Raw genomic sequence first — 26,880 nt, forward strand, 5'->3', positions numbered from 1 at the left:
TGAAACCGCTATCTCAGTATAATACAGACCGTTACTTCTTCCCTGTCATGGTAAAGATGCTTAACTTGTAGCTCAAAAGGCATGCGGGCCTTTTTCATCAACTGCTGAATATTATCCAAACACAAAGTCACTTCTTGATAGCGTTTTTTCATTGGTAGCTTTAAGTTAAAGATGGCACGTCGCGTAAAACCACGCACCAACCAGTTGGCCATTAGTTCTGCCACTTTAACCGGCCTTTCAACCATATCACAAACCAACCAATCTACAGTTTGTGGCGGCTCAAATTTAAAGCCATCAGCCTTTTCATGCTGCACCAGTCCAGTCGCCATCAATTCTTTTTGCATTGGACCGTTATCCACTGCGATAACATGGATACCCCGTTTCACAAACTGGTAAGTCCAGCCACCCGGCGCGGCGCCTAAATCGACCGCCGTCATGCCCTCAATCAAATCTTGCTCAAGGCGTTGAGGTGATACAAATTGCAAAAATGCTTCTTCCAACTTTAATGTCGAACGGCTTGGCCCAGCGGCAGGAAAACGCAGGCGGCGAATCCCCATAACAAACTCACTACGACAAGCTTGATAAGACACACCTAAATAAGCCGTTTTACCATCTAGCATGAAAACATGATGACGCACACCTACGGCTTTTTTTCGCAATACTCCAGATTTCTTCCAACCTTCACGTAAAGGCTTATCTAACTTTTTAATTAAACCGGATAGTGACTTTGCTTCATTAGTATCGGCTGTTTCAAGACAAACCTCTTCCGCCAACGGCAATTCTCTCGCAGCCTCTAGTAAAGCCCCAACACGCTCACCTTGCTCAAGGCTTACCACTTGATTACAAGCAATCAACTGACGAGCAAAAATAACCTGATTAAAAGATAATTGCTGAATCAATTTTTCAGCAGCATCTGCTGCTTCAAAACACACCAAAACATAACCTGAATTTGCTTCCAACTTAGTGTAACCATAGAAACCTTTGCTAGCGGCAAGATCGGTCAATTCAGCAGCACAATCTTTTTCAAAGCCCGCACGACAATAGGCAATTATATTTTTCATTCACTTTCCCTCTCGGTAAAAGTCAATTCACCGAGTTTTAATTGAAATTTAGACTTGGGCCAATGCAAACCCAACTCATCAAAACATTGGTCAACATGCGCTAATAAAGAGGCACTAAAATGTTCACCTTGATTAGGCCAAGAACGATAACACACTAACTCACCAGACCACTCAAAGGCTAAAATTGCCGCATGCAAATAACCACGATCCGCCCTCTCACCAGCGTACCTTTTATCTCCTAAAATAGGGGCACCTAAGCTTTTCAAAGCGACACGAATTTGGTGTGTTTTTCCCGTCAAAGGGCGCAACCAAAAGACTCTGTGCGGCTCTATGTAGCTGGAAAAAAACTGTGTTTGTGCAAAATTATCTGTAGAGTTAGTGAGTTTCCATTGACCACGGCGACTGGTTTGCATCCCACCGCTTACCGTTCCTTGTTTTTTACTCGGTTTACGATTGGACAAGGCCAGATAACGCTTTTCTATCTTATGCTGCTCAAAAAGTTCACCAAACAATCTTGCTGCGACTCTATGACACGCCACTAACACCAAACCTGACGTCATTTTATCCAATCGATGAACCGGATAAAAAGTATACTCTGGATAGGCATTCTGCAAATAAGCCATTACACCTATCTCTTCTGACTCGGAATGGAAACTCATACTGGCTGGTTTCTCGAGCACCCAGTAGTCTTTGCAGCGATATAATATTGTGACCAAGAAAGACCTCATTCAGTCTATAGAAGCAATTTGGTATTTAGCCAACAAGCTTATCCACAGAGAAAGTGGACAACTCATATGTCAATAGCAAACTTTTATGAATTTTAATTTCCATCTTGGAAGTCAGGAGAAACAGCCACACGATTCCGGCCATTACGTTTGGCGGCATACAAACCTTTATCAGCGGAAGCTAAAATCTCTTCATAGCGAGTCACCTCAGGAGAAATAGGGGCCAAGCCAATACTGATTGTTACAGGAATAATGATGCCTTGATCCGTTTCTATTACCAAACTGGCAATAGTCTGACGCAAATGCTCCATTACCAATTCTGCCTGAGGCAATCTTGTTTTTGGCATAAGTATTATAAACTCTTCACCACCGTAACGCCCCACTTTATCAATTGGACGAATGACAGATTGCATTTTTCCCGCCACTTTAGTCAGCACATAATCTCCTGCTTCATGGCCATATGTATCGTTGATCTTCTTAAAGTGATCCAAATCTACAATAGCAAATACACAAGAATCTCGGTTGATTACAGCATCTGCAAAAATATTCACAGCATCTGCTAACACCTTGCGACGATTGGACAATCCTGTTAATTCATCTTTTTCCGCCAAAATACGTAAGTACTGATTTGCAGATTTAAGACGATTCATCACCAAATTAATGACAACTGAAAAATAGATGGCAATAAAGAAAAAAACCGACACCAATAGCAAGCTCTGTTTCGACTCCGATAAGTACACGCCCTTCAAACTTAAAAATTCACACATCAAGAAAAGCAAACTACTGACACCAACTATGACCCCCTTGGTGAATCGTTGGTCCGCTCTAAACACGATAAAAGAATACGCAATGACATGAAGGAATAAAAAATGAAAACCGCTTTCAGCGCCAAAATAGAAGAGAGTAAGAACCGTTATCTGAGCCATTTTCAGAATTGGCATCAGCAATTGAGCGCGAGTATATCGCCCTAAATAATTGTACCTAAGGCCAATAAACGCCAAACAGATACAAATAAAAGAAACAAAAAACACAAAAGGAATAAAGGGAATCAGTGATATCGCCATCAATAAAAGACAGCCAAAGCAAAACACTAGGAATGAAAAATTAACCACATGCTTTTGGTTAACATCATTAGCATGATCGTCTTGAAAGCCCAGGTTTATTAGCTTTTTTGTGGTTTTTTTAATCGAAGAAAACACGAGATTCCCAATCTAAAACAAACATAAATGATGACATTTACAAAGCTTACGGCTTTAACAAACCATCAATTAAGTGCATTCTACCGAATGCAAATAGGATTTCCTACTGCTCACATTTAACGCGTTTTTTCCTTTCTGGCAACTTTACCCTTCTAATATTGACACTTTTTTCACCCGTATCATTTGGCATGAATATTGATATACATAGGCCTACGAAGCAACAAAAAACTAACTAATCGGTCAAAAAACTAAGATTTAAACGCATTTTACGCACACTTTAAGCACGCCCTCATCCCTATTTTGGTGCAATTATTTTTTATGGCATCATTAGTGCGCAATTGAAGGCAATCTGCTTAACCGATTAATAACGCTCAAAAACGGTACCAATACATTGAACACTCAACATTCTGTTTCGCGCTTAGAACTACTCGACATTACTAAGCAATATCCCGGCTGTTTAGCCAATGACAGTATCAAAATGAATTTGATGCCTGGTGAGATTCATGCCTTGCTAGGCGAAAACGGAGCAGGCAAAAGTACATTAGTAAAAACCATTTATGGCGTCGTCGCACCTGACAAGGGCAGTATCCTTTGGGATGGCAAAGAAGTCAGTATTAAATCCCCAGCTATTGCCAGAGATCTAGGCATAGGTATGGTATTTCAACATTTTTCGTTGTTTGAAACCCTTACTGTTAGTCAAAACATCGAACTTTGCTTGAGCAAAAAGCAACTGGAAAGCATTGCAGACTTACCCTCTAAGATTCAACAACTTTCCATGGAGTACGGATTAGATGTCGATCCGCATAAATACGTCCACGCCCTCTCCATCGGTGAGCGTCAGCGTGTTGAAATCATGCGCTGTCTGGTTCAATCAGTAAAGTTATTGATTCTCGATGAGCCTACCTCTGTATTAACACCACAAGAAGTATCAGGCTTATTCGAGGTGCTTAGAACCCTATCCAAAGAAGGTTGCAGCATTCTATTTATCAGTCACAAATTGCATGAAGTCACTGAAATTTGCCATCAAGCCACTATTTTACGTGGTGGTAAAGTAGTGGACACTTGCGTACCAAGTGATGAAACACCAGCATCTATTGCCAAGATGATGGTTGGCGATTTAGCTGAGCAAGATACTCAATACACCAAACGCGAAGGCCAACAAACCATTTTTAGCGCAGCAAGCTTAAGCCTAACAGCGAAGCATCCTTTCGGTACCAGCCTAAAAAATATTTCATTTGAATTAAAAGCCGGGGAAATTTTAGGTATCGCAGGTGTCGCAGGGAATGGACAAGATGAATTAATGGCCATCATTAGTGGCGAAGACAATCGCTCTGTAAAAGACCAATTGACTCTAGACAAAGCCAGTATTGGTAACTTACATGCAGGTGAGCGTCGTAAGCTTGGTATGGCTTATGTGCCTGAAGAACGTTTAGGACGCGGAGCTGTGCCAGATATGAGCTTAGCGGAAAACACGCTACTAACCCATAGTTCAGGTTTTATCAAACAAGGCCTAGTGCAATGGCCAGCCATCAAGCAATATGCCAGTGAGTTGATCAATAAGTTTAACGTCAAATGTCATGGTGAATTTTCAGAAGCTAAGAGTTTAAGTGGCGGTAATTTACAAAAATTTATCATGGGTCGAGAAATAGGCCAGAATCCCAAAGTACTCATCTGCGCCCATCCAACTTGGGGGGTCGATGTCGGTGCTGCATTAGCCATTCACCAAGCCTTATTAGATCTTCGTGATCAAGGCGCAGCCATCTTGCTCATTTCAGAAGACATTGATGAGCTCTTCTTGCTCGCTGATCGTATGGCCGCTATTTGTGATGGGCATTTATCGCCACAAATCAAAACGCAAGACACCAACATTGATCAGATTGGACAATGGATGGCCGGTACTTTTATTGATCCGAAATACTCAGCACAACAAGAGGCATCATTATGATACGTATTCAAGCTCGAACTGAGCCAAGCTCGGTGATGAAGTTCGCCTCACCTTTAATCGCCATCTTATTAACCCTTATTTTTGGTAGTTTGTTATTCTCTGCGATTGGTAAAGACCCTTTACAAGCATTGCATGTTTTACTGATAGCACCGCTATCGGACAGTTACAATATCGGTGAGATGTTCGTCAAAATGGGCCCTTTATTACTCTGCGCTGTTGGCTTGGCAATCTGTTATCGTGCCAACATGTGGAATATTGGTGCAGAAGGGCAATTACTTGCAGGCGCCTTAGGTGGCTCTGCCATGGCACTCTATTTTATCGATTCTGACACCATTTTCGCTCTGCCTTTAACCTTATTTGCAGGTATAGTGTCTGGTATGTTGTGGTCAGCAATTCCAACCTTTTTAAAGCTACGTTTTAATTCTAACCTAATTCTTACCACCATCATGTTTAACTACATTGCTCTGTATTTATTGATCTGGTCGGTGCATGGTCCATTACGTGACCCGCAAGGTTTTGGCTTTCCTGAATCCGCTATGTTTGCCGATGCCACCTTACTACCTACTTTATTTGAATTTAGCCGTATTCATTTGGGCATCGTATTTGCGATCATTGCAGGAATCGTTGGTTGGTTTATTTTGAGCAAAACCCATCTTGGTTTTCAAATTCGCGTACTAGGGGCAGACGAACCCGCCGCCCGATATGCAGGATTTAACAGCAAAAAACTCAGTTGGTTTGTTATGCTATTTGCTGGTGCACTAGCTGGACTTGCTGGCGTCGGGGAAACCACTGGCCCAATTGGACAACTGGTACCAAACGTGTCTCCGGGCTACGGCTACTCTGCCATCATTGTCGCTTACTTGGGGCGTTTGCATCCAATTGGTGCTATTTTAGCCGCTATTTTCATGGCCATTTTATACATGGGCGGTGATTTGGCTCAAATAGAAATGGGGATTCCCGTTGCGGTCGTTAGCATGTTTCAAGGGGTTCTACTTTTCTTCTTGTTAGCCTGTGATTTTTTCATCAACAACCGTTTAATTTTTAATCAACAAGCGACGAACTAGGAGCGCACTGTGGACGCAGATCTATTAACACAAATTTTGTTCGCCGCCATTAAAACAGGCACCCCATTACTTTTCATTGCATTAGGGGAAGTGATCTGTGAAAAATCTGGCATTTTAAATTTGGGACAAGAAGGCATGATGCTAATGGGGGCCGTAGTCGGTTTCATGGCTGCCTACTCCACTGGCAGTATGGGATTAGGGGTTTTAGGTGCCATCATTATGGGCGCCTTTATGAGTCTTATCTTTGCCGTCTTAGTGTTGCAATTAGGAGCAAATCAAGTCGCAACAGGTTTAGCCTTAACCATCTTCGGTACTGGTCTGAGCGCTTTTATTGGTTCAAGTGTGGTTGGTCAAACCCTGCCCGGTTTCGCACCAATAGCTTTGCCTTTGCTGTCTGACATTCCTTTTATTGGCGACATCTTCTTTAAACACGACATTCTGGTTTATTTGTCTTTCGTAATGGCTTTTGTACTCTACATTGTCGTCAATAAAACCCGCCTGGGTTTAACCTTAAAAGCCGTTGGTGAAAACCCCAATGCGGCAAATGCCATTGGCATCAAAGTATTACAGGTGCGCTATTTGGCCATTATGTTTGGTGGCGCCATGGCAGGTATTTCTGGTGCCTACATGTCATTGGTTTACACCCCTATGTGGGTAGAAAACATGACAGCAGGACGTGGCTGGATCGCATTAGCCTTAGTGGTATTCGCGTCTTGGCGTATTGGGCGAATCATGCTGGGAGCTTACCTGTTTGGTTTGGCCAGTATTATGCATCTGGTTTTACAAGGTTTTGGCTGGTCTATTTCCCCAAATTTACTGGCTATGCTGCCCTATGTGGCCACCGTCATCGTGATGGTCATCATCAGTGCAGATCAATTTAAGGAAAAACTACTAGCGCCAAGGTCATTAGGTAAACCTTTTGATCCAAGGAACATGGCTTAGGGAAAGTATCGGACAAACAGTCCATGAGTTTGAAAAATGGACTTGTCATAAGACTTTCCTTAATGACTCATATAAATGTTTTGAAGTGCAATAAGCCCAATGGGCACACAATAGGAGCAAAAAATGAAAATGAAATCTTTACTGCTAAGCTTGGGACTACTGGCTGGTGCCAGTGCTGTGCAAGCAGATGACCCACTGAAAGTCGGCTTTGTTTACGTGGGTCCTGTCGGTGATTTGGGCTGGAGTTATGAGCACGATCTTGGCCGTATTGGTCTTGAAGAACACTTTGGTGATAAAGTGGAAACCACTTATGTTGAAAACGTGCCTGAAGGTGCCGATGCTGAACGCGTTATTACGCAATTAGCGAAAGCCGGTAACGATTTGATCTTTACTACGTCATTCGGTTTCATGAACCCAACCGTAAAGGTTGCTAAGCGTTTCCCTAAAGTCACCTTTGAACACGCTACAGGTTACAAGCGTTCACGCAATGTGGGTACTTATGTATTACGTACCTATGAGGGTCGCTATGTCTCTGGTGTTGCTGCCGGTATGATGACCAAAACCAATACCATTGGTTACATTGCTTCCTTCCCTATTCCTGAAGTCATCCGTGACATTGACACAGTTTACATGGCTGCGAAAAAGGTTAATCCAGACGTAAAAATCAAAATTGTATGGGTAAACTCTTGGTACGACCCAGGTAAAGAAACCGATGCTGCCAATGCTTTGATGGACCAAGGTGCTGACATTATTGTGCAACACACCGACAGCCCTGCACCACTTATCGCTGCTGAAAAACGCGGTATGAAAGCAATCGGTCAAGCGTCTAATATGAGTAAATTTGCCAAAGAAGCGCACATGTTCTCAGTACGTGATAACTGGACGCCATACTATGTTAGCGTAGCCGAAGCGGTTATGAACAAAACGTGGGAACCGAAAGACTTCTGGGGTGGCTTCAAAGAAGACATGCTAACTATTGAGTCTATCAACCCTAACTTGCCTGCTGATGTTCAAGCTAAGATCAAAGAGACTTACGCTGCAATTAAGTCAGGTGAACTGAAGCCTTTCACAGGCCCAATTAAAGACAACAAAGGCAACATCGTTGTTCCTGCCGGTCATTCACTGACTGACGAAGAACTTGCTCAAGTCAATTGGTATGTTGAAGGCATCACTGACGAAATTCCTCGCTAAAATGGCTATACAGCCAGCTTTGCTGGCTGTATATTCCCCCTCTTTTTTACTCTGTCGTTTTCAATTTATATTCCCTATAGTGTCTAAATACATTTCAACCTATCTGTTTTAAAGGTGATCTCATGACCAACTCAGCTTCTCTGGTAGCGCTCGCCAAAGCCATGCCAAAAACCGAACTTCATTTACACATTGAAGGTACCTTTGAGCCAGAACAGATGTTTGCCATTGCGCAACGCAATAAAGTCACTCTCAAATACGCCACAGTTGAAGAACTAAAAGCGGCGTATCAATTCACTAATCTACAAGACTTCCTCGATCTTTATTATCAAGGCATGTCGGTACTGCTTAAAGAAGCGGACTTTTACGACCTAACCATGGCTTATCTTCAAAAAGTCCATGATGAAAATGTCGTACATGTGGAGATTTTCTTTGATCCGCAAGGTCATACTGAACGAGGTGTGCCGTTTGAGGTTCAAATCAAAGGCATTCGTCAAGCATTAGAAGATGCAAAACAAAAATGGGGCATGAGCTATCAACTCATTATGTCTTTCCTGCGCCACCTAAGCGAAGAAAGTGCGTTTGACACCTTAGAACAAGCCAAGCCATTTTTAGATTGGATTGACGGAGTCGGTTTGGACAGCTCAGAGGTGGGACACCCACCAGAAAAATTCGCCAAGGTTTTTGCGGCCTGTCGTGATTTGGGTTTAAAGATTACCGCCCACGCCGGTGAAGAAGGACCGCCAGAATATGTCTGGCAAGCACTGGATTTGATTAAGGTACAACGGATAGACCATGGCAATCGTGCTCTTGAAGACGATGATTTAGTTGCGGAGATCGCCAGACAACAGCTTACCCTAACGGTTTGTCCATTATCTAACCTCAAGTTGTGTGTGGTCCATGACATGACCAATCACCCCATTCTTACCATGTTGAAATTAGGCTTAAAAGCCACCGTCAATTCAGACGATCCAGCATATTTTGGTGGTTACATGAATGATAACTACCAAGCACTCATTGAGCACACACAAATCAGTAAACAAGAACTTTATCAGTTGGCTCGCAATGGTATTGAAGGCAGCTGGATGGAAAGCGCAATTAAAAAACAACATTTACAGCAACTCGACATTCTGTTTGATCATTAAACTTTCTGCCATGGAAGGCGAAAATTTTATTAACTCAAAAGCTCTGTGATATGATCCACTGCAAATTTCTATTTCAGGTTGTATTTCATGTCTGACAAACCATTCGACGATGCTTTTTTCCGCTTAACCAGTAATGAGCGATACAGCAAAATGGTAAAAAGAGTCCAGCAAGGGCAGTCAATTTGGACCTTAGCGGATGAGCAAGGTTGCTTGATTATTCCACTTAATGCCGAGCAAGTACTTCCTGTATGGCCCAACGAAGACATGGCGCTTCACTGGGGTGCGAAAGATTCCCCTGAGTTTAAAGGCTTGGAAATTTCCGCTGTAGATTGGACGGAAAAATGGTTACCAGGTATGACTCAGGATAAATATTCAATTGGAGTAGCGCCTAATATGGCTGGAGAATGTATTGTCTCTTCGGCCGAAGAGCACGCTCGCGATATTCAGGCTACTTAACAGATCACCTGTGCAGTCATCAAAAAGCATGCGAACTGTGACGATCAAAGCCAGTTTTTCTATCAATAAAGCCAAAACGCAGTTAGGTGTGTTACTGGCTTTATTTTGTCTGTTTCTAATCTATGTCGGCCCTTTGTATTCTCAGGTAATTAAGCTCATTCAAGACAAACATGTCAATATTGTGATTGCAGAGCAAAGGAAAACCAAACCAAGTTCTTCACATCAGCATCAGCATCAGCATCACATTGCATTCACATCTGATTTGGCAAATACACCAAAGGCAACTAAGTTTTCAGGCCATCATAATCATGAAAGTCATTCCAAGTCGTACATCATTACAACGCCATCTTCAACTCAGTCTACTCATACGAATCATTTAGGACACCATAATCATCATGGACATGCCAATGGAAGCATCAATGTACTCGAGGCTTGTGGCTATTGTTCCTTGTTGTTTCATCTAAGTTGGTTGGATGTCAAAACCTTTGACATTATTCCTTTGGATTTTGAGCCTTATCCGAGCATCTTCTACGCCGTTTTAGTGCGTAAATACCTCGCCATTTTCACCCCGATCAAACCCAGAGCACCGCCTTTTTTCTCTCACTGATCTCATAAATTACTTAAATATAGACTAGGGAAAGTGTGCAACTTTATGAGCTCCTTCCCTATGTATTACGACTTATTGAATATGAATTCAGAGGTATGCTTTTGCCCAAAAAAAGTGTGCCTAAACAAGAGAGATTTTATGTCCAGTCAATCGAATATTAACAAGGCATCGAGCAATAATGCTTTGTTACAACTGATAACGCGTCTGCATTTTTATATCGGCGTATTTGTCGGCCCTTTTATCTTCATCGCGGCATTCACCGGTACTCTTTACATTTTGACACCGCAAATTGAGCAAGCGGTATACAAAGAAGTTTTAACCACTGACAGTCGTGGAGATTATCAACCACTCAGTCGTCAAATTGCCGCTGCTCGCTCTTCTTTAGCAAAAGATCTAACCCTATTTGCCGTTCGCCCAGCGCCAGAAGTGGGAGACACCACTCGGGTTATGTTTTTAGATTCAAGCGCCGATCTAACCGGAGCCAGAGCCCTATTCGTAGACCCAGTGACGTTAAATATCACGGGCAATTTACCCGTTTACGGTACCAGTGGTGTACTGCCTATTCGCACTACCATTGACTTTTTCCATCGTCAATTGTTACTGGGTGAAGTGGGTCGCTATTACAGTGAACTAGCTGCATCTTGGCTCTGGATTGCCGCCCTTGGCGGTCTGTTTTTATGGTACAAAGGCGGCAAAAAGAACCGTGCCGACGTCGCGAGTAAAACCGAGCATTTACGTAAACGTCGCCGTCATTATCAACTTGGCTTATGGATTTTTATAGGCATGGTGTTCGTCTCAATTACTGGGCTAACTTGGTCTAAATGGGCTGGCAGTAACATAGGTACACTAAGAGCAAACATTGGTTGGGTTACGCCTTCGGTTGATCTGAGTCTAGCAGATCAAACCACGGCGGTGCAGGATGAGCATGCAGATCATGTTAACCATGGTGATCATACAGGGCAAACGACAGGCAACTCATCACAGTCAATAAATACCGATACCTTATTTGATGGCGTGTTGCAGGCAGCTCGCGAAGCCGGTCTAGAAGCGAACAAAATTGAAATCAAGCCAGATCGAACTGGCAATAAAGCTTGGTTCGTTCGTGAAATTGATCGCTCTTGGCCTACGCAAGTCGACAGCGTTGCGGTTGACCCAAACAGCTTAGAAGTCACCAGTAAAGCTGAGTTTGATAATTTCCCGCTGGTTGCCAAGTTAATTCGCTGGGGTATTGATGCGCACATGGGTGTTTTGTTTGGTATTGCCAATCAAATACTACTAACCCTATTTGGCTTATCTCTTTGTGTGATGATCATCTGGGGTTACAAAATGTGGTGGTTGCGTCGCCCTAACCCAGGTTCAACCACCAAACCCTTGCTAGAAGCCTGGTCTAAACTCAACGGACTGCAAAAAATCGTGACCTTGCTGGTTGCCATTGCACTAGGCTTAAGCATGCCAGTAATGGGCGTTAGCTTAGTCTTCTTTCTATTGATTGACGCATGGCGTTGGCATAGAAGTTAATATACTAGTGCAAACCGAGATATGATCTCGGTTTGCACCTTTTCTGTTTGTACTTCATGATTTCTGCCCAAATGCCATTTGCTAAACAATAAGTTCTGACAAATGTGCCAACAATCAGTAAGATATGGCTTTTTCACAGTAACCTAGATATGACTCTCCCGCATTTTATTTTTCTTACAGATCATGTACTTGATCAGCTTTCTCAAAAGCCACTTGATAATCCCAAACAATTGCACAGACTGTTTCATGGTCGTGGCAGATGCTTCCAAGATTTAGAGCAAGTAACGGTTGATTACATTGCGGGGCATATTTTGGTTAGCCTCTTTAAAGCGCTACCTGAAGATCATCTAGATGAGCTTCATCAGACTCTAATGTCTTGGACGCATCAGGCAAAATGGCAAAACTGTTCGATGAAAAGCATTTTGCTTCAATACAGATACCAAGACAGAAATCCAACTGAATTAATTTGGGGAAAATTGGAACCCAATCCTGTGGCTTATGAGGATGATCTTGCGTTTCAAATGTCGTTGGGGCGGAATCAGAATACTGGCTTGTTTCTCGACATGCGCTATGGTCGTCGCTGGGTAAAAGAAAACAGTCAAAATAAAAGAGTGCTTAACCTCTTTTCTTACACTTGCGGTTTCTCTGTGGCCGCCCTATCTGGTGGCGCAGAATCCGTTATTAATTTTGACATGGCCAAGGCCGCTTTAAGTCGAGGACGGGAAAACCATAAACTCAACCAACAAGACATGAGTAAGGTAAAATTTTTCGCCCATGACATTCTTAAATCTTGGGGAAAAATCAACAAATATGGCCCTTATGATTTGGTCATTATCGATCCACCGAGCTTCCAAAAGGGCAGCTTTGCTTTAACTCAGGATTACCAGAAAATTCTACGTCGTATGCCGGACTTATTGACGTCATCAGGCCAGGTATTAGCCTGTGCAAACGACCCGAATATCGACTCAAAATTTGTTATTGATGCCATGCAAGAAAACGCCGCCGAGATTGAGTTTCAACAGCGTTTATTAAATCCCCCCGAGTTTCCGGATATTGACGATGAGTCCAGCTTAAAGGCGCTCATTTTCCAGAAAAAAGTCTGATTACACTTTTGACCAATGTTCTAACAAGATATTGATAAACAAGTCAGCCGCAGGGGATAAGGACGTTGAACTGCGCTTCACCAAGCCAATGGAGCGATCAATTTGTTGCCCTTTTAGAGGACGAGAAGTCAGCACTGATGCAGCACTCAGCGGCATTGCTAATTTTGGTACGATGGAAATACCCAGCCCCATTTCTACCAAACCAAGTGATGTAGACAAGTGCTGCACCTCATAAAAGCTGTTCAGCTGCACCTGATCTCTAGCCAACGACTTATCCAGCAAAATACGGTTACCGCTGGCACGCCCCACACTGATTAATTTATAGGGTTCAATGTCCGTCCACGAGACTTCTTCAAGCTCACAAAGCGGATGATCGGTGCGTAGACACACCACAAATGGATCGTCCAGCAAAGGAGTAAAAGTCACTTCTGGGTGCTGTGCAATGGCCATATTGATACCAAAATCTGCATCTCCACGAATCACAGATTCCAAACCATGGTTGGCACTCTCATCAAGAATTTGAATACGAATGCCAGGGTATCTTTCATTGAAAACATGGATAACACTGGGTAAGAAGTAGAATGCCGCCGTCGGAATACAGGCTATGGTTACCTTACCTTTTTGCTGCGAAGCCATGTCCTTTATACCTAATACAGACAGTTCAAACTCTTCCAACATACGTCTTGCTTTGGGTAAAAATTCCCGTCCTACCGATGTTAACCACGTTTTTCGTGTCGTACGTTCAAACAAGGGAGCGCCTAAAATCGCCTCTAATTTTTGCATTCGACGACTCAGTGCTGGTTGCGACAAATGCGTTAATTCAGCGGCATCGTGAAAGTTTCCCGTCTCAGCAATACGGATAAAAATCATCAGATCTTTAAATTCAATTTGATGCATAACCCATCCAATTAATAACTGTTATGCATCAATTATGACCTATGTTTGCATTTGATGCAGCAATATTAGTTATGAGACCTTAGGCGCCTAGATCAAACAACAATAAAGGTTAATCTCAATGTCTCAAACCATCTCATGCATGATTATGCGTGGCGGCACATCTCGAGGCCCTTATTTAAATATTTCTGATTTGCCTGAAGACAGAGAGGCATGTGCAGAGGTTTTGATGAAGATCATGGGGTCAGGCCATGAACTTCAACTTGATGGTATTGGCGGTAGTAACAGCCTAACCAGTAAAGTGGCGATGGTTGGTCCTTCGACCCATCCTGATGCAGACGTAGATTATTTATTTGCACAAGTTGGCATTGTTGAGCAAAAAGTCGATTTCTCTCCAAACTGCGGCAACATGCTTGCAGGAGTAGCACCCTTCGCAATCGAAACGGGTTTGTTTCCAGCACAAGAAGGTAAAACCACGGTGCGTATTCACAATTTGAATACAGGAAAAATCATTTTATCAACAGTTCAAACCCCTAATCGTCAAGTAGAATATAAAGGTGACATTACTATTAGTGGTACCAACTCACCTGGTGCGCCAATTGAACTGACCTTCCTAGATGTAGAAGGAGCAAAAACAGGCAAGTTATTACCAACAGGTGAGAAAATCAACCTAATAGATTCGGTTGAAGTGACTTGTATTGACGCCGCCACACCTGTGGTAATTATCAATGCTGCAGACCTAGGTAAGTCGGGTCATGAGACACCTGCAGAATTAGACGAAGATCACGAATTTATGTCTCGTTTGGAAAACATTCGTCTGCAAGCTGGGCAATTAATGGGCATGGGGGATGTGTCTGATTCCGTGATTCCTAAGCCTATTCTGTTGTCACCCGCAGGCCAAGGCGGAACCGTATGTGCACGTTATTTTGTACCGCACAAGTGCCATAAAGCATTAGCCGTAACAGGCAGTATCGCCATTGTTACCGCTTGCTGCTTACCCGGCACTGTGGCGTCAAAACTGATTGGTGAAAAAGCCAATGCGTCCTTTTTCACTTTAGAGCATCCATCAGGAACGATAGAGCTGACTGCTCAACGCAAGGAAGATGAACCATCAGCATTAAACAGCGTATCTCTGGTACGTACAGCGAAGAAAATACTGTCCGGTACGGTATATCTCAATTAATCGTTTCAATACAGCTAAATCGTGGTATTGATTAGTCATAAAAACAAGAAAGGAAAAATTCGATGAAAAAACTTTCTACGCTATTAGGTGCTTCTCTACTGTCTTTCAGTTGTTTAGTATCCGCTCCATTGCAAGCGAAAGAAGCTGAGCTTCCTTCTACTATTAACTGGACCATCCCATTTGGCGTGGGTGGTGGTACGGATGTTTGGGCTCGTTTTATTGCCCCTCATCTAACCAAAAACCTTGAAGGCAATCCAACCGTTGTAATCAAAAACCAACCAGGTGGTGGTTCCATCACAGGTACTAACTTGTTTTACAAGCGTGCTAAAGATAACGGCCAAGACATTTTAGGTACTTCTGCCTCTACTCTATTCCCATACATGTTGGGCGATAAACGTGTACGTTATAACTTTGACAAATGGGTGCCTCTAATGGCTAGCCCAACTGGCGGTGTTGTTTATGTACAACCTAACCTAGGTGTTGAATCTGCAGCTGACATAGATAAGCTTGATGGTGTAACACTACCTTTCGGTTCTCAAGGTCCAACTCGTCTTGAGTTACCTGTATTGATCGCTTTTGAAATGCTAGGTTTGGATGTTAAACCTGTTTTTGGTATGAAGAGCCGTGGCGCTGGTCGTCTGGCCTTTGAACGTGGTGAAGCTAAAATTGACTTCCAAACGTCTTCTGCTTACTTGAACTCAGTGGTTGATCTTGTAAATAACGACAAAGCAGTACCATTATTCTCTCTAGGTGTACTAAACAAAGAAGGTAAAGTGGTTCGTGATCCCGCGTTCCCGAACCTTCCAACTTTCCAAGAAGTCTACTTCCAGAAATACGGTAAGCAACCTTCTGGTCAAGCTTATGATGCCTACTCTAAGTTCCTAGCGGCTGGTTTTGCTTTCCAAAAAGTTATCTTTATCCCTGCTGACACACCAAGCGATATAATTGCGGCTTACCGTAAAGGCATTAAAGCGATGTTAAAAGATACTACTTTCATCGAAGAATCTGCTGTTCAGGTAGGCCCTTATACTAACGTTGAAGGTATCGATGCTGCACAGCACCTAAGCGAAGCGCTTAATATTTCACCAGAGCTATACCAATGGGTTGCGCAATGGTTGAAAACAAAATTTGATTACTCTCTGTAATCTGGTTTTAGGAGTTATTATTAATGATTGAGTTCCTCAGCGCCCTGGACCAAATCCTGTCTATCGGCCATCTCACCTACTTAATTACAGGTGTCTTGGTCGGTTTAGTCGTAGGGATTATTCCTGGACTTGGCGGTATTGCCGGAATGTCTTTACTCTTGCCTTTTTTATATGGGATGGAACCTTCCGTAGGTCTCGGCATGCTGATGGGACTTGTCGCCGTAATTCCGACAGGAGATACCTTTACCTCTGTCTTAATGGGTATTCCAGGCTCCAGTTCATCACAGGCAACTGTGATGGACGGCTTCCCATTAGCGAAGAAAGGTCAAGCAGCACGTGCTCTGGCTGCCGCCTTCCTATCTTCTATGATAGGTGGCGTAGTGGGCGCTATCGTGCTTAGCGTATTTATCCTAGTTGCTCGCCCTGTTGTATTGGCCTTCTCGTCAGCAGAATTGTTCATGTTGACCTTGTTAGGCTTGAGTGTAGTGGCTGCCTTGTCTGGTCGCAACCTATATAAAGGATTAGCCGCATGTGGATTTGGTTTGTTGGTTGGCACCATTGGCGGTGCGCCAGCAACCGGTGAATTCCGCTTTACCTTAGATATTGATTATCTGTACGACGGTATTCCACTTGTTATCGTTGGTTTGGGTATTTTTGCTTTACCTGAAATTGTAAGTCTGCTGGTTAAAGACAGTGCTATTGCCTCAGCAAAAAACAAATTAGGTCATGGCTTAGGCCAAGGCTTTAAAGACGTATTTGCTAATTTACCCTTAGTTGGTAAGTCATCTGTTTTCGGTAGCTTGATCGGTGCTATCCCAGGTTTGGGTGGTTCCGTGGTGGACTGGATGACCTACAGCTTTGCTTTGAACTCAAGCAAAGACTCGTCACAGTTTGGTAAGGGCGAAATCCGTGGTGTTATCGCACCGGAGTCAGCAAACAATGCTTGTGCTTCCGGCAGCATGATTCCTACCATCTTGTTCGGTGTACCTGGTTCTGGTTCCGCGGCAGTTTTCTTGGGTGGTATGCTACTACTTGGTATTCAACCAGGTGTCTCTATGATCTCCACGCATCTAGACCTGACTTATACCATTATCTGGTCATTAGCCATGGCTAACATTTTGGGCGCTATTTTCTGTATTTGTTTTACGCGTCCAATTTCATTATTAACTTACATCAAGTTCTCTGTATTAACGCCGATTATTTTGACCCTTATTCTGTTTGCCGCTTATCAAGCAACACGCAGTTTGGGGGACTTCATTTTACTTGGCGTGGTAGCCAGCCTTGGCATTTTAATGAAAGGCGCAAACTGGCCTCGCCCTGCTTTCTTAATTGGCTTTGTATTGTCTTCAGGCGCAGAAAACTACTTCTTCCAGAGCATCCAGTTCTATGGAACTTCTTGGTTTTCACGTCCTGGAGTCTTAATCATTGCAGCGCTTATCATCATAGGATTTGTTCTACCACCTGTTTTGAAGAAACGTAAAGCAGCGAAATTGGCGCACGCCAGTGATGCAGAAAAAGCCGTTGCTCCTGCAGAAGATGAGCAACAAACCATGTCATTAGCAGATTACGCTATCATGGCTATCTTCGCTGTGTGTGGTGGTTATGCTCTATACGATGTATGGAACATGGCAGAGTTAACGCGTTCTTTCCCTATTATTGCCATTGCTATTGTTCTCTTCTCAGTAATGATGGTGGGGGTTAAAGCCGTGCGAGAAAAACATCCTTTGGTTCCCGCTCAGTTGACGGCCAATTTAGTATACATTGCCGGTTTCTTTGGTATTGCCTACTGCTACTACTTGTTTGGCTTTATTTGCACTACCTTCGTATTTTCTTTGGTGTTCTTGCGAGTGATCGCCAAAGCCTCTTACCTGAAGTCCAGCACCATTGCCGTGTGTCTGGTTATCTTCTTGGTAACCTTGGGTCGTATTATGCATGTTGACTATCCAGAAGGCATGTTCGACCTGTATCTATTAGATGCCATTAATTTGGTTATTTAATCGATACAAAGTGTCTCACTTCATATTCTTTAAGGCGCTCCCGCCTTATATCCCGTCCCTCATTTTAGGGGCGGGATTTTTTTTATTAAGGGTATTTTTTGCTTTGTTAAATAGCCTAATTTTGGCAATTATGGTAAATTCGCCCCACTAAGGTGCATACTTTTTCTTAATGCTAAGAAACTTAATTATGAAATTTAGTACGCATCATTAGTACGAAGAAAAAAAACCACAAGTTTTGCTTCTTCATCAGGAATATAACAACTAAAAAAGCTCACCGAGCTTATACTCGAGGATTCACTATGCAAGCATTCATTGATTTCCTGAACGGTATCATTTGGAGCCCAGCCTTAATTTATCTCTGCCTTGGCGCAGGTCTTTTCTACTCAATTTTAACGCGTTTTGCGCAAGTTCGTCATTTCAAAGAAATGTGGACTTTGCTGTTTAACGGAAATACCTCTGAAAAAGGTATTTCCTCTTTCCAAGCATTGGCGGTATCTCTATCAGGGCGTGTTGGTACTGGTAACATTGCCGGTGTTGCAGCCGCTATTGGATTTGGTGGCCCAGGTGCTGTTTTCTGGATGTGGGTTGTGGCCTTCTTAGGCGCCAGCACAGCCTATGCAGAATCGACCTTAGGTCAGCTTTACAAAGTTAGCGAAAATGGCCAATACCGTGGTGGCCCAGCATATTACTTTGAACGCTGCTTAGGTTGGAAATGGTTGGGAGTCTTGTTTGCCCTGTCTTCTATCATTGCCTGCGGTATTTTCTTACCAGGTATCCAAGCTAACTCAGTGGGTAATGCCGTAACGCAAGTTTTTGGTGAAGGCACTATGGTCACCAGCTCTTTTGGTGAAGTAAGTTCTACTAAACTATTGGCCTTGGCCGTTATCCTTGTGGTTTTAGCTTTCATCATCTTTGGTGGCATCAAACGCATCGCTAACTTCACGCAAGTCATTGTGCCTTTCATGGCGATGGGTTACATCATCATGGCATTAATCATCGTTTTCCTAAACCTTGATAAGGTACCAGGCATTTTCAGCTTGATTATTTCTGATGCTTTCACTGCTCAAGCTGGATTTGGTGCAGCGATTGGTTGGGGGGTAAAACGTGGCGTGTATTCCAATGAAGCTGGTCAAGGCACTGGCCCACATGCCGCTGCCGCGGCTGAAGTACAGCACCCTGCACAACAAGGTCTAGTACAAGCTTTCTCTGTATACGTGGACACGTTATTCATCTGTACGGCTACCGCTTTAATGATCTTGATCACGCAACAATACAATGTCCAAGGCACACTAGCGGAAGGTCAGTTCATCGTACAAAATGTGGATGCATCCACTATTATTGCTTCACCTGCCTTTACTCAAATGGCCTTAGCAAGCGTATTTGGTCACACAGGTTCTGCCTTTGTTGGTATTGCTTTGTTCTTCTTCGCTTTCACCACTATTTTGGCCTACTACTATATTGCAGAAACCAACGTAGCTTATCTGCGCCAAGCTTTAAACGTGAACGTTTCACTAACCCTAGTCAAACTATTAATTATGTTTATGGTGGCATACGGAACCGTAAACACGGCGGGCTACATTTGGAATTTAGGTGACGTTGGTGTCGGCTTAATGGCTTGGCTAAACATTGTTGGTATTTTGCTGATTTTCTTTATGTCGAAACCCACTATGAAAGCGCTTAAAGACTACGAAAATCAAAAAGCGCGTGGCGTTACTGACTACACTTTTGATCCAAAAGCCTTAGGTATTAAAGGCGCTGATTTCTGGGAAAAACGTCTAGAAAAGCAGCAAGCAGAGAAAAAGACTGACGCATAAGCTCTGTCTTTAATCTTAAACAAACAAGGCCAGCTATTCGCTGGCCTTGTTTTTACTTAGTTATTAGATCCTTGAACGATACAAACGCGCATGTTCTTGCCCATATTCACCAGGCAACTCTGCTTTGATCTCTTTAATATCAAGCAAGATACTAGGCTTACCATACATATAGACTTCTGAAACATTGCCTGTTTGCAGACATTTCACCTTCACCGTCACCCTTTTATATCCATTCGCCTGATCACACCGCTCAAGCTTATCCATTGCTGCTAAAACCTCTTTTGAAACCGCAAACACTTGCCCTCTTATGGGATGTCCAAGACCTGCAGACAGCATTAACCAAGGTGAATGACGTTCACCGATCAAATACAAGGGGAAACTCTGTTGCGTCACAAAGTCGCCATCCAAGCGTTTTCCTTGATTAAGATGAAAGTTGGGGAAACCTTCTTTTAATGTGCCATAAACAAATACCTTAACCATATCCTCACCTCAAAAGACACCATGTCAATCCCCCTGCAATTAGGCCATAAGCAAGCATAGGCAAAAGGGTTCGCTTAATAATGACCCCTTCCTTATTCACAATGCCTAAAATCGTCGACACGGCAATAATGTTGTTAATGCACACCATATTGCCCATGGCCGCTCCCACGGATTGCAAGGCTAAAATCACACTCACTGGCAGCCCTACCTTCTCAGCAATACCATATTGAATACCACCAAAGGTTAAATTTGAGAGCGTCGCCGAGCCAGAAAAAAAAGACCCTAGCGCTCCTAACCAAACTGCGGCATACCCCCAACTACCGCCAAGCAGTTGAGCAAAGCCATTCGCCAATACATTCATTGGAGACTTACTGTCTCCCTGCATCATAAGATTGACCATCACCAAAGCACCAATTAAAGACACGCAAGGCAGTAACAATCTGTTAAACGTATCCGACATCGCCATGAATACTTGCTGACGAGACATGTGATACAAGGGAATACAGATCAAGACCACCAAGACAAAAGGAATCAGCGCCGGAACATACAAACTTTTATACTGCCAACTTACCTGAGTAGTCAGGATATCATTGACACTTAATACCAAGGCCCGACTGATCTCAAACTGCCCTATGCCAATAAAGCTGCTCCACATGGGCGTAACATCAGTCAGCCAGATTTTTAGTGACAAATCTGGTAAGCGAGTAATCACCAAAACAACAATGAGCAATGCGAAAGGGGTAATCACTTTGATCAATTGCAGGTTTGACAAATGCCTCTTATTAAAAGTTTCATCGGGCTGTTTGGCTAAACCAATGCCCACTTTTGCTAACCCTACACTCAATATTAGTCCCACTGCGCCACCAATCAAGGCTGGAAACTCATAATTCCATTGGGCGACAAAATAATGGGGTAAAGTACAGGACAATATACTCAAAATAACAAACACAGAATTGCGCCATATTTGCCGCCAAGTCACGACAAAACTCAGTGCGATAATAGGTATGACGAAAGCGACTAAAGTGTTTAATAAAGCCGTTAGAGAAGCAATTTCAATCATTATATCCGTGGCTAAATTCAAACGGCCTAAACCAAACCAAAGTGGGGTTCCGACCGCACCAAAAGACACTGGAATAGAGTTCATGGTTAAGGTTAATATCGCCACACGCAATACAGGAAAGCCTAGCCCTACCAGTATAGGGGCCGCGATGGCGGCAGGTGTACCGAAGCCGGAAGCCCCTTCAATCATAAAAGCAAACGCCCAACCAATAATCATTAATTGCGCAATCTCATTATCACTGATGGTTTTCAACCATGCACTCAAAAACGCTTCAGCGCCTGAGTGATACAAGATACGATTAAGTAAGATGGCACCCGCCACGATAGAAATTGGTGTTAACACCGCCAAAAAACCTGCGATGGCATTCGCTAACATTAAAATAATATCTGCTTGAAAGGAAAAAACTTGTACTAACGCCACCAGTAAGGCGGCAAAAGGCAAGGCAATGTGCGCTGACCAGGGAGTCTGTTTGGTCATTAGCCATATCAGAACCAGAATAGGAAGAGCGGATAGCAAGCTTTGCATAAATATGATGTTTCCCTGAAAACAACACCAATACTATTCCTTTTGGGATAGTATCTTATTGTGGCAAGTCAAATAACTGCCATTTATATTTCACTCCTGTTGTGCGTTCTTTTTAATAAGCTCAGGGAAGGTACAAACATCAAAAAAGTGATATTTCACCCCCTTTAAAATAACACTAATAAATTGCCTACTTAGCCCTTTCAGCAAACGTCACAGTGGGTATAATGGCGTCTCATTTTCTGCACAAAGATCCATTATGAAATTCTTCCTAAAAATCCTCCGAAATCTATTGGGCATTATCATCGCCATTGCTGATCTCGCAACACGTGGCCGCAGCAAAAAGCGTACAAACGAAGAGCAAATTCAAATTCATAAAGCCATTGAAAGCTTAGCCCTTTATCAATTTTTCGCTTGTCCTTTTTGCATAAAAACTCGTCGCACTCTTTATAAGCTAAATTTACCCATCGAAAAGCGCAACGCCACAGAAGGCTCGGAACACAGACAAGCCCTGTTAGAAGGTGGTGGACGGGTAAAAGTGCCTTGTTTACGCATTGAAGAAGAAGGTCAAGTCACCTGGATGTACGAATCATCCGATATTATTCGCTATTTAGAAAAGCGCTTCGGTTAAAGAAGGTACGAATAAATAAGTATCAGATTGCCTTACTAAGAGACATGAGCTCTCTTTGTAAGTGCTTTCTGAAGAAATACACCTTCAAGCACTCTTCTAACAAAATAGAACCAAAAATCGCCCAAAGTGGCCCCTGCCAATACACCATCAAGGCCAAATATGGCAAACCAATAATCCATTGGGTGACAAAGTGAATTTGCAACACCGTCACGCTGTGACCCAATGCTCGAAGAGAATGGCCGCACAAACCATTATAGGTACGTACCAATGGGATCAAGATATAAATGGGGGCAATCACTTCTAATGCATCTAATGTAGCAGGTGCTAAATTCGGATAAACCCATTCCAAACACTCACCAAACAGAATAAATATAACGCACAAGAAGATGCCCAATAACAAAATAATACACACTGCATCCTTAACAAAAGCGGGAATCAATTGTGGCTGATTTTGCCCTCTAAGCTGACTAATATTAATGGATGTGGCAAGCGCCCAAGAGGTTACAAACTGCGCTCCCATTTGCATCCAAGGCATCACCAATGTGATCGCAGCAAACGAATATATATCCAACTGAGCAAATAAAATTTGATGGAGCATAACCCCTGAAGCAAGGGTAATAAAATTGGCAGCGATAGGTGAAATTTCGACAAAATGTTGCCAAATCTGCTGCGCCTGTAAATCTTGTTTAGCGAACTTTATCGATACATTTACTTGCCTACCAAGTTGCCAAGACAGATACAGCACACGAATCAAAAGCGCTACTAAACTCCCTACCGCAGCACCCTGCAACCCCATTTCAGGTAAGCCATAATGTCCGTATATTAAGCCCCAGCTGAGCAGAATATTAATGGGAATCTCAATTCCGTAGCCGTATAGGGGCAAACGTGTTTTACCACTTCCATTAAAAAAAGCAATCATGACTTGTGCACAGGACGAGGCCATCAACATAAAAGCGCTGACATACAGATAGGATGAGGCTTGTTCCACTACCAAGGTGTCATTCACCAATAAAGGTAACAATACGTCAATGGACAATAAGAGAGAAAAACTGGTGAGCAAGGTCAAACCCAAGTTAATGATCCAACCAATGAATAAACTCTTGACGATTTTACGACTGTCTTCGGCACCAAAGGCTCTCGCCAGTATTAATTGAGTACCATTGGCTAAGGCATACTGAGTGCCAATCAAAAAGGCCAAAATAGCAGAAGCCAAACCTAACCCCGCCACAGACACTTCTCCCAACCCCGCCACCAGCATCACATCCACCAGCACCATGGATTGTACCAGCAGCGAATTTAAGGCAAGAGGCCAGGCTAATGAAACATTTTTAGTGACATTCTCTTTGACAACAAAACTCAATTTTTAACGGCCCTTGAAAAATGGGATAGGATGGCTTACCACCATGTTACAATAATTAAAACAGCATTTCATAAATATTTTTTTCATCATCCCCTATCTCTATACCAACACTGCGCAAATCTATAAAGGCTGCAACAAATTTCGTAATTGCCGCTACTTCACTAAGCCGACAAGATGAAGCGTAAAACAACAACAAAAGTTAGGAGAGTCACATGACGGAATACTTCCCCAACATCACACAGATTCGCTACGAAGGTACTCAATCTAAAAATCCTTTCGCCTTTAAACATTATGACGCCAATAAAATCGTTTTGGGGAAAAGCATGTCAGAACACCTAAGAATGGCAGCTTGTTATTGGCATAATTTCTGTTGGCAAGGCAGTGACGTGTTCGGCGCAAACACCTTTCAGCGCCCTTGGTACAAGACAGATAATGAAATGCAAGCGGCTAAACAAAAAGCCGATGCCGCTTTTGAATTCTTCAGCAAATTAGGCATTCCCTATTACAGTTTTCATGACGTGGACGTCTCACCTGAAGGCCGTAATATACGTGAGTACATTAATAACTTTGCACAAATGCAAGATGTGTTAGAAGAAAAACAAGCTACCACAGGCATGAAACTCTTATGGGGAACCGCTAATGCGTTTTCCCATCCAAGATATATGTCAGGCGCCGCCTCTAACCCAAACCCTGAAATATTTGCCTATGCCGCAACGCAAGTGTGTCATGCCATGCAGGCAACACACAGATTAAAAGGAGAAAACTACGTACTTTGGGGAGGACGCGAAGGCTATGAAACGTTACTCAACACAGACCTAAAGCAAGAACGTCAGCAATTAGGACGTTTTATGAAGATGGTGGTAGAACACAAGCATAAGATAGGCTTTCAAGGCAGCATTTTGATCGAACCGAAACCGGCTGAACCAACTAAGCATCAATACGATTATGATACCGCCACCGTCTTTGGTTTTTTAAAAGAATTTGATCTAGAAAAAGAAATCAAAGTCAATATTGAAGCCAACCACGCCACGCTTGCAGGCCATAGCTTCCATCATGAAATCGCCACCGCATGCGCATTGGGCATTTTTGGTTCCATTGATGCCAACCAAGGCGACGCCCAACTAGGCTGGGACACGGATCAATATCCAACCAGTGTTGAAGAGTACACCTTAGCAACTTATGAAATCCTCAAAGCGGGCGGTTTCAAAACCGGTGGTTATATGTTTGATACCAAATTACGTCGACAATCGATCGATCTAGAAGACCTTTTCCACGGTCATATTGGTGCTATGGACACTTTAGCTCTGGCCTTACAAAATGCCGCCTCTATGCTACAGGAGGCAGGATTAGAAACCATAATCAAAGATCGCTACCAAGCTTGGTCACAAGCTTTTGGTGAGCAACTTCTGCAAGGTAAGATGACCTTATCACAAGTTGCTGAATATGCTGAAACTCACAATATCAACCCACAACCCGTATCAGGCCGCCAAGAAATGCTTGAAAACCTGCTGCAGTCTTACATACGTTCCCCGAAAAACTAGATCGTCATTATGATAAATTATACAGGGTAGTGTTACGAGTCTTCTTTCTGCAAACGACTGGAGACTCGATACTCTTTTGGTGTCATGCCCAAGTTTTTGCGCGATACCGTATACAAATATTGCACCGAAGGATAGCCACAGGTGCGAGCAATTTCATCAAACGGCAAATTGGTTGAGCTGATCAATTCGCAAGCACGGGAAAATTTAGTCATGTGTAATTGTTCATGCATGGAGCAACCCATTTCATCGACAAAACGCGATTCCAAATTAGTACGTGATATACCAATATAATCAACCACTTGAGCCACTTTAACACCGCGACAGGCATTATGTCGTATGTAATGCATGGCTTGAATCACATAAGGGTCGCGCAAGGCTCGAAAATCAGAAGATTGACGCTCTTGCACACCATTTGGATTAACCAACACCAGACTTTTACTTTGGGTATAGCCCAACAACATCCGATGTAATATTTTTGCCGCTTCATAGCCCATTTGCTTACAACCCTGCTCTACTGATGACAAGGCTGTACGATTGAGATAACGCGCCATATTTTCATTATCTATTCCTACGATAGCCACTTGCTCTGGCACCATAATGTTCAAATGATCACATACCTGTAGAAGATGCCTGGCACGGGAGTCAGTCACCGCAATAATGCCAATCGGTTTGGGTAAATCATTAAGCCAATTCTCTAAGCCCTGTTGAGCCGTTTCCCAGAGTTGAGTTGAAGTCAAATACCCTTCATAAACATAAGGTTGGAAACCATCACACGCTACTTGCTCAACAAAAGTATGTTGTCTTTCACTTGACCAGCGATGGTATTTGTTGGCGGGTACACCATAAAAACCAAAATGGCTGAGCCCTTTTCGTTTTAAGTGTTGGTAAGCACTGCTGACCAAAGCAGCATTATCGGTCGCCACATAGGGTAATCTGGGGTAATCCTCCTTACGTTGATAGGAACCTCCCACTGCGACCGTTGGTATATCAGTTTCTTTGAGTGACTCCTCTACCTCAGGATTATCAAAATCGGCGATAATGCCGTCACCTTGCCAATACTTTAGGCCATCTAAACGGCTGCGAAAGTCATCCTCGAAATACACATCCCAATCACATTGTGCTGCTTGTAAATATTCCCCTATGCCTTCAATCACCTGACGGTCATAAACTTTGTTAGCATTGAAAACCAAATTAAGTCGATAACGTTTTTCAAACATAGCGAAGCATCCATTACTTTATTTTTATTATTAGTTATAAAGCATACTTCCTAAGACAACATTTTGCCCAATTTTCCCTATTT

At 43.0% G+C, this 26,880-nt stretch carries 23 protein-coding genes; 15 read left to right on the top strand and 8 right to left on the bottom strand.

The genetic code is table 11. The features are described from left to right. Positions 1-8 precede the first annotated feature (8 nt). From rlmM to ACXAH2_RS05470, 3 genes are all read right to left on the bottom strand, one after another. Positions 9-1,061: a 23S rRNA (cytidine(2498)-2'-O)-methyltransferase RlmM gene (gene rlmM / locus ACXAH2_RS05460; RefSeq protein ID WP_475077165.1), complete on the bottom strand. Its 1,053-nt coding sequence runs from the start codon at positions 1,059-1,061 to the stop codon at positions 9-11. Next, positions 1,058-1,777: a pseudouridine synthase gene (locus tag ACXAH2_RS05465; protein WP_475077166.1), complete on the bottom strand. Its 720-nt coding sequence runs from the start codon at positions 1,775-1,777 to the stop codon at positions 1,058-1,060. Before ACXAH2_RS05465 ends, rlmM begins: the two co-directional genes overlap by 4 nt. A gap of 104 nt (positions 1,778-1,881) precedes the next feature. Further along, on the bottom strand, positions 1,882-2,850 hold the full coding sequence (locus tag ACXAH2_RS05470; protein WP_475077167.1) for a GGDEF domain-containing protein: 969 nt from the start codon (positions 2,848-2,850) through the stop codon (positions 1,882-1,884). A gap of 526 nt (positions 2,851-3,376) precedes the next feature. On the opposite strand from ACXAH2_RS05470, the gene ACXAH2_RS05475 reads away from it, so the two are divergent. From ACXAH2_RS05475 to ACXAH2_RS05515, 9 genes are all read left to right on the top strand, one after another. Beyond that, positions 3,377-4,930 (top strand): ABC transporter ATP-binding protein, encoded by a 1,554-nt coding sequence (locus ACXAH2_RS05475; RefSeq protein WP_475077168.1) that lies wholly within the window; start codon positions 3,377-3,379, stop codon positions 4,928-4,930. After that, positions 4,927-5,994 (top strand): ABC transporter permease, encoded by a 1,068-nt coding sequence (locus tag ACXAH2_RS05480; RefSeq protein WP_475077170.1) that lies wholly within the window; start codon positions 4,927-4,929, stop codon positions 5,992-5,994. The genes ACXAH2_RS05475 and ACXAH2_RS05480 overlap by 4 nt, the downstream gene beginning before the upstream one ends. A gap of 9 nt (positions 5,995-6,003) precedes the next feature. Then, positions 6,004-6,936, top strand: coding sequence for an ABC transporter permease (locus ACXAH2_RS05485; RefSeq protein WP_475077171.1), 933 nt, complete (start codon positions 6,004-6,006; stop codon positions 6,934-6,936). Between the two features lie 123 nt (positions 6,937-7,059). Beyond that, on the top strand, positions 7,060-8,127 hold the full coding sequence (locus tag ACXAH2_RS05490) for a BMP family ABC transporter substrate-binding protein (RefSeq protein WP_475077172.1): 1,068 nt from the start codon (positions 7,060-7,062) through the stop codon (positions 8,125-8,127). 122 nt (positions 8,128-8,249) lie between these two features. After that, a complete protein-coding gene (locus ACXAH2_RS05495; protein WP_475077173.1) occupies positions 8,250-9,269 on the top strand; it encodes an adenosine deaminase in 1,020 nt (339 codons plus the stop codon). An 87-nt stretch (positions 9,270-9,356) separates the two neighbouring features. Then, a complete protein-coding gene (locus ACXAH2_RS05500) occupies positions 9,357-9,725 on the top strand; it encodes a DUF2750 domain-containing protein (protein WP_475077174.1) in 369 nt (122 codons plus the stop codon). Positions 9,726-9,735: 10 nt separating this feature from the next. Further along, positions 9,736-10,332 (top strand): DUF2946 domain-containing protein, encoded by a 597-nt coding sequence (locus tag ACXAH2_RS05505; RefSeq protein ID WP_475077175.1) that lies wholly within the window; start codon positions 9,736-9,738, stop codon positions 10,330-10,332. A 138-nt stretch (positions 10,333-10,470) separates the two neighbouring features. Further along, the gene (locus ACXAH2_RS05510) at positions 10,471-11,850 is read left to right on the top strand and encodes a PepSY-associated TM helix domain-containing protein (RefSeq protein WP_475077176.1); all 1,380 of its coding nucleotides are present in this window, start codon (positions 10,471-10,473) and stop codon (positions 11,848-11,850) included. Positions 11,851-11,999: 149 nt separating this feature from the next. After that, a complete protein-coding gene (locus tag ACXAH2_RS05515; protein ID WP_475077177.1) occupies positions 12,000-12,953 on the top strand; it encodes a class I SAM-dependent methyltransferase in 954 nt (317 codons plus the stop codon). On the opposite strand, the gene ACXAH2_RS05520 is transcribed toward ACXAH2_RS05515, so the two are convergent. Further along, complete coding sequence (locus ACXAH2_RS05520) at positions 12,954-13,850, bottom strand: LysR family transcriptional regulator (RefSeq protein ID WP_475077178.1); 897 nt, start codon at positions 13,848-13,850, stop codon at positions 12,954-12,956. A gap of 118 nt (positions 13,851-13,968) precedes the next feature. On the opposite strand from ACXAH2_RS05520, the gene ACXAH2_RS05525 reads away from it, so the two are divergent. The 4 genes from ACXAH2_RS05525 to ACXAH2_RS05540 all read left to right on the top strand — a co-directional run bounded on the left by ACXAH2_RS05525 (position 13,969) and on the right by ACXAH2_RS05540 (position 19,986). Further along, positions 13,969-15,030, top strand: a complete 1,062-nt coding sequence (locus ACXAH2_RS05525; protein ID WP_475077179.1) for a 4-oxalomesaconate tautomerase — start codon at positions 13,969-13,971, stop codon at positions 15,028-15,030. A gap of 62 nt (positions 15,031-15,092) precedes the next feature. Beyond that, the gene (locus tag ACXAH2_RS05530; RefSeq protein WP_475077180.1) at positions 15,093-16,175 is read left to right on the top strand and encodes a Bug family tripartite tricarboxylate transporter substrate binding protein; all 1,083 of its coding nucleotides are present in this window, start codon (positions 15,093-15,095) and stop codon (positions 16,173-16,175) included. A gap of 23 nt (positions 16,176-16,198) precedes the next feature. Further along, complete coding sequence (locus tag ACXAH2_RS05535) at positions 16,199-18,172, top strand: tripartite tricarboxylate transporter permease (protein ID WP_475077181.1); 1,974 nt, start codon at positions 16,199-16,201, stop codon at positions 18,170-18,172. A gap of 299 nt (positions 18,173-18,471) precedes the next feature. After that, the gene (locus ACXAH2_RS05540; RefSeq protein ID WP_475077182.1) at positions 18,472-19,986 is read left to right on the top strand and encodes an alanine/glycine:cation symporter family protein; all 1,515 of its coding nucleotides are present in this window, start codon (positions 18,472-18,474) and stop codon (positions 19,984-19,986) included. A gap of 63 nt (positions 19,987-20,049) precedes the next feature. On the opposite strand, the gene ACXAH2_RS05545 is transcribed toward ACXAH2_RS05540, so the two are convergent. Beyond that, positions 20,050-20,466 carry a gamma-glutamylcyclotransferase family protein gene (locus tag ACXAH2_RS05545; RefSeq protein WP_475077183.1) on the bottom strand — a complete coding sequence of 139 codons (417 nt, stop codon included), beginning with the start codon at positions 20,464-20,466 and terminating at the stop codon, positions 20,050-20,052. A 4-nt stretch (positions 20,467-20,470) separates the two neighbouring features. Beyond that, positions 20,471-22,051: an L-lactate permease gene (locus ACXAH2_RS05550; RefSeq protein WP_475077184.1), complete on the bottom strand. Its 1,581-nt coding sequence runs from the start codon at positions 22,049-22,051 to the stop codon at positions 20,471-20,473. 256 nt (positions 22,052-22,307) lie between these two features. Here ACXAH2_RS05550 and ACXAH2_RS05555 point away from each other — a divergent pair, with 256 nt between their 5' ends. After that, the gene (locus ACXAH2_RS05555) at positions 22,308-22,679 is read left to right on the top strand and encodes a glutathione S-transferase N-terminal domain-containing protein (protein ID WP_475077185.1); all 372 of its coding nucleotides are present in this window, start codon (positions 22,308-22,310) and stop codon (positions 22,677-22,679) included. Positions 22,680-22,701: 22 nt separating this feature from the next. On the opposite strand, the gene ACXAH2_RS05560 is transcribed toward ACXAH2_RS05555, so the two are convergent. After that, complete coding sequence (locus ACXAH2_RS05560) at positions 22,702-24,039, bottom strand: MATE family efflux transporter (RefSeq protein ID WP_475077186.1); 1,338 nt, start codon at positions 24,037-24,039, stop codon at positions 22,702-22,704. A gap of 212 nt (positions 24,040-24,251) precedes the next feature. Between ACXAH2_RS05560 and xylA the strand changes: the two genes are divergently transcribed. After that, positions 24,252-25,580: a xylose isomerase gene (gene xylA, locus ACXAH2_RS05565; RefSeq protein ID WP_475077187.1), complete on the top strand. Its 1,329-nt coding sequence runs from the start codon at positions 24,252-24,254 to the stop codon at positions 25,578-25,580. 32 nt (positions 25,581-25,612) lie between these two features. Here the strand turns inward: xylA and ACXAH2_RS05570 are convergent, their stop codons facing one another. After that, positions 25,613-26,797: a XylR family transcriptional regulator gene (locus ACXAH2_RS05570; RefSeq protein ID WP_475077188.1), complete on the bottom strand. Its 1,185-nt coding sequence runs from the start codon at positions 26,795-26,797 to the stop codon at positions 25,613-25,615. Positions 26,798-26,880: the final 83 nt, after the last annotated feature.

This window comes from Marinomonas sp. ABL3_031 (assembly GCF_056161265.1).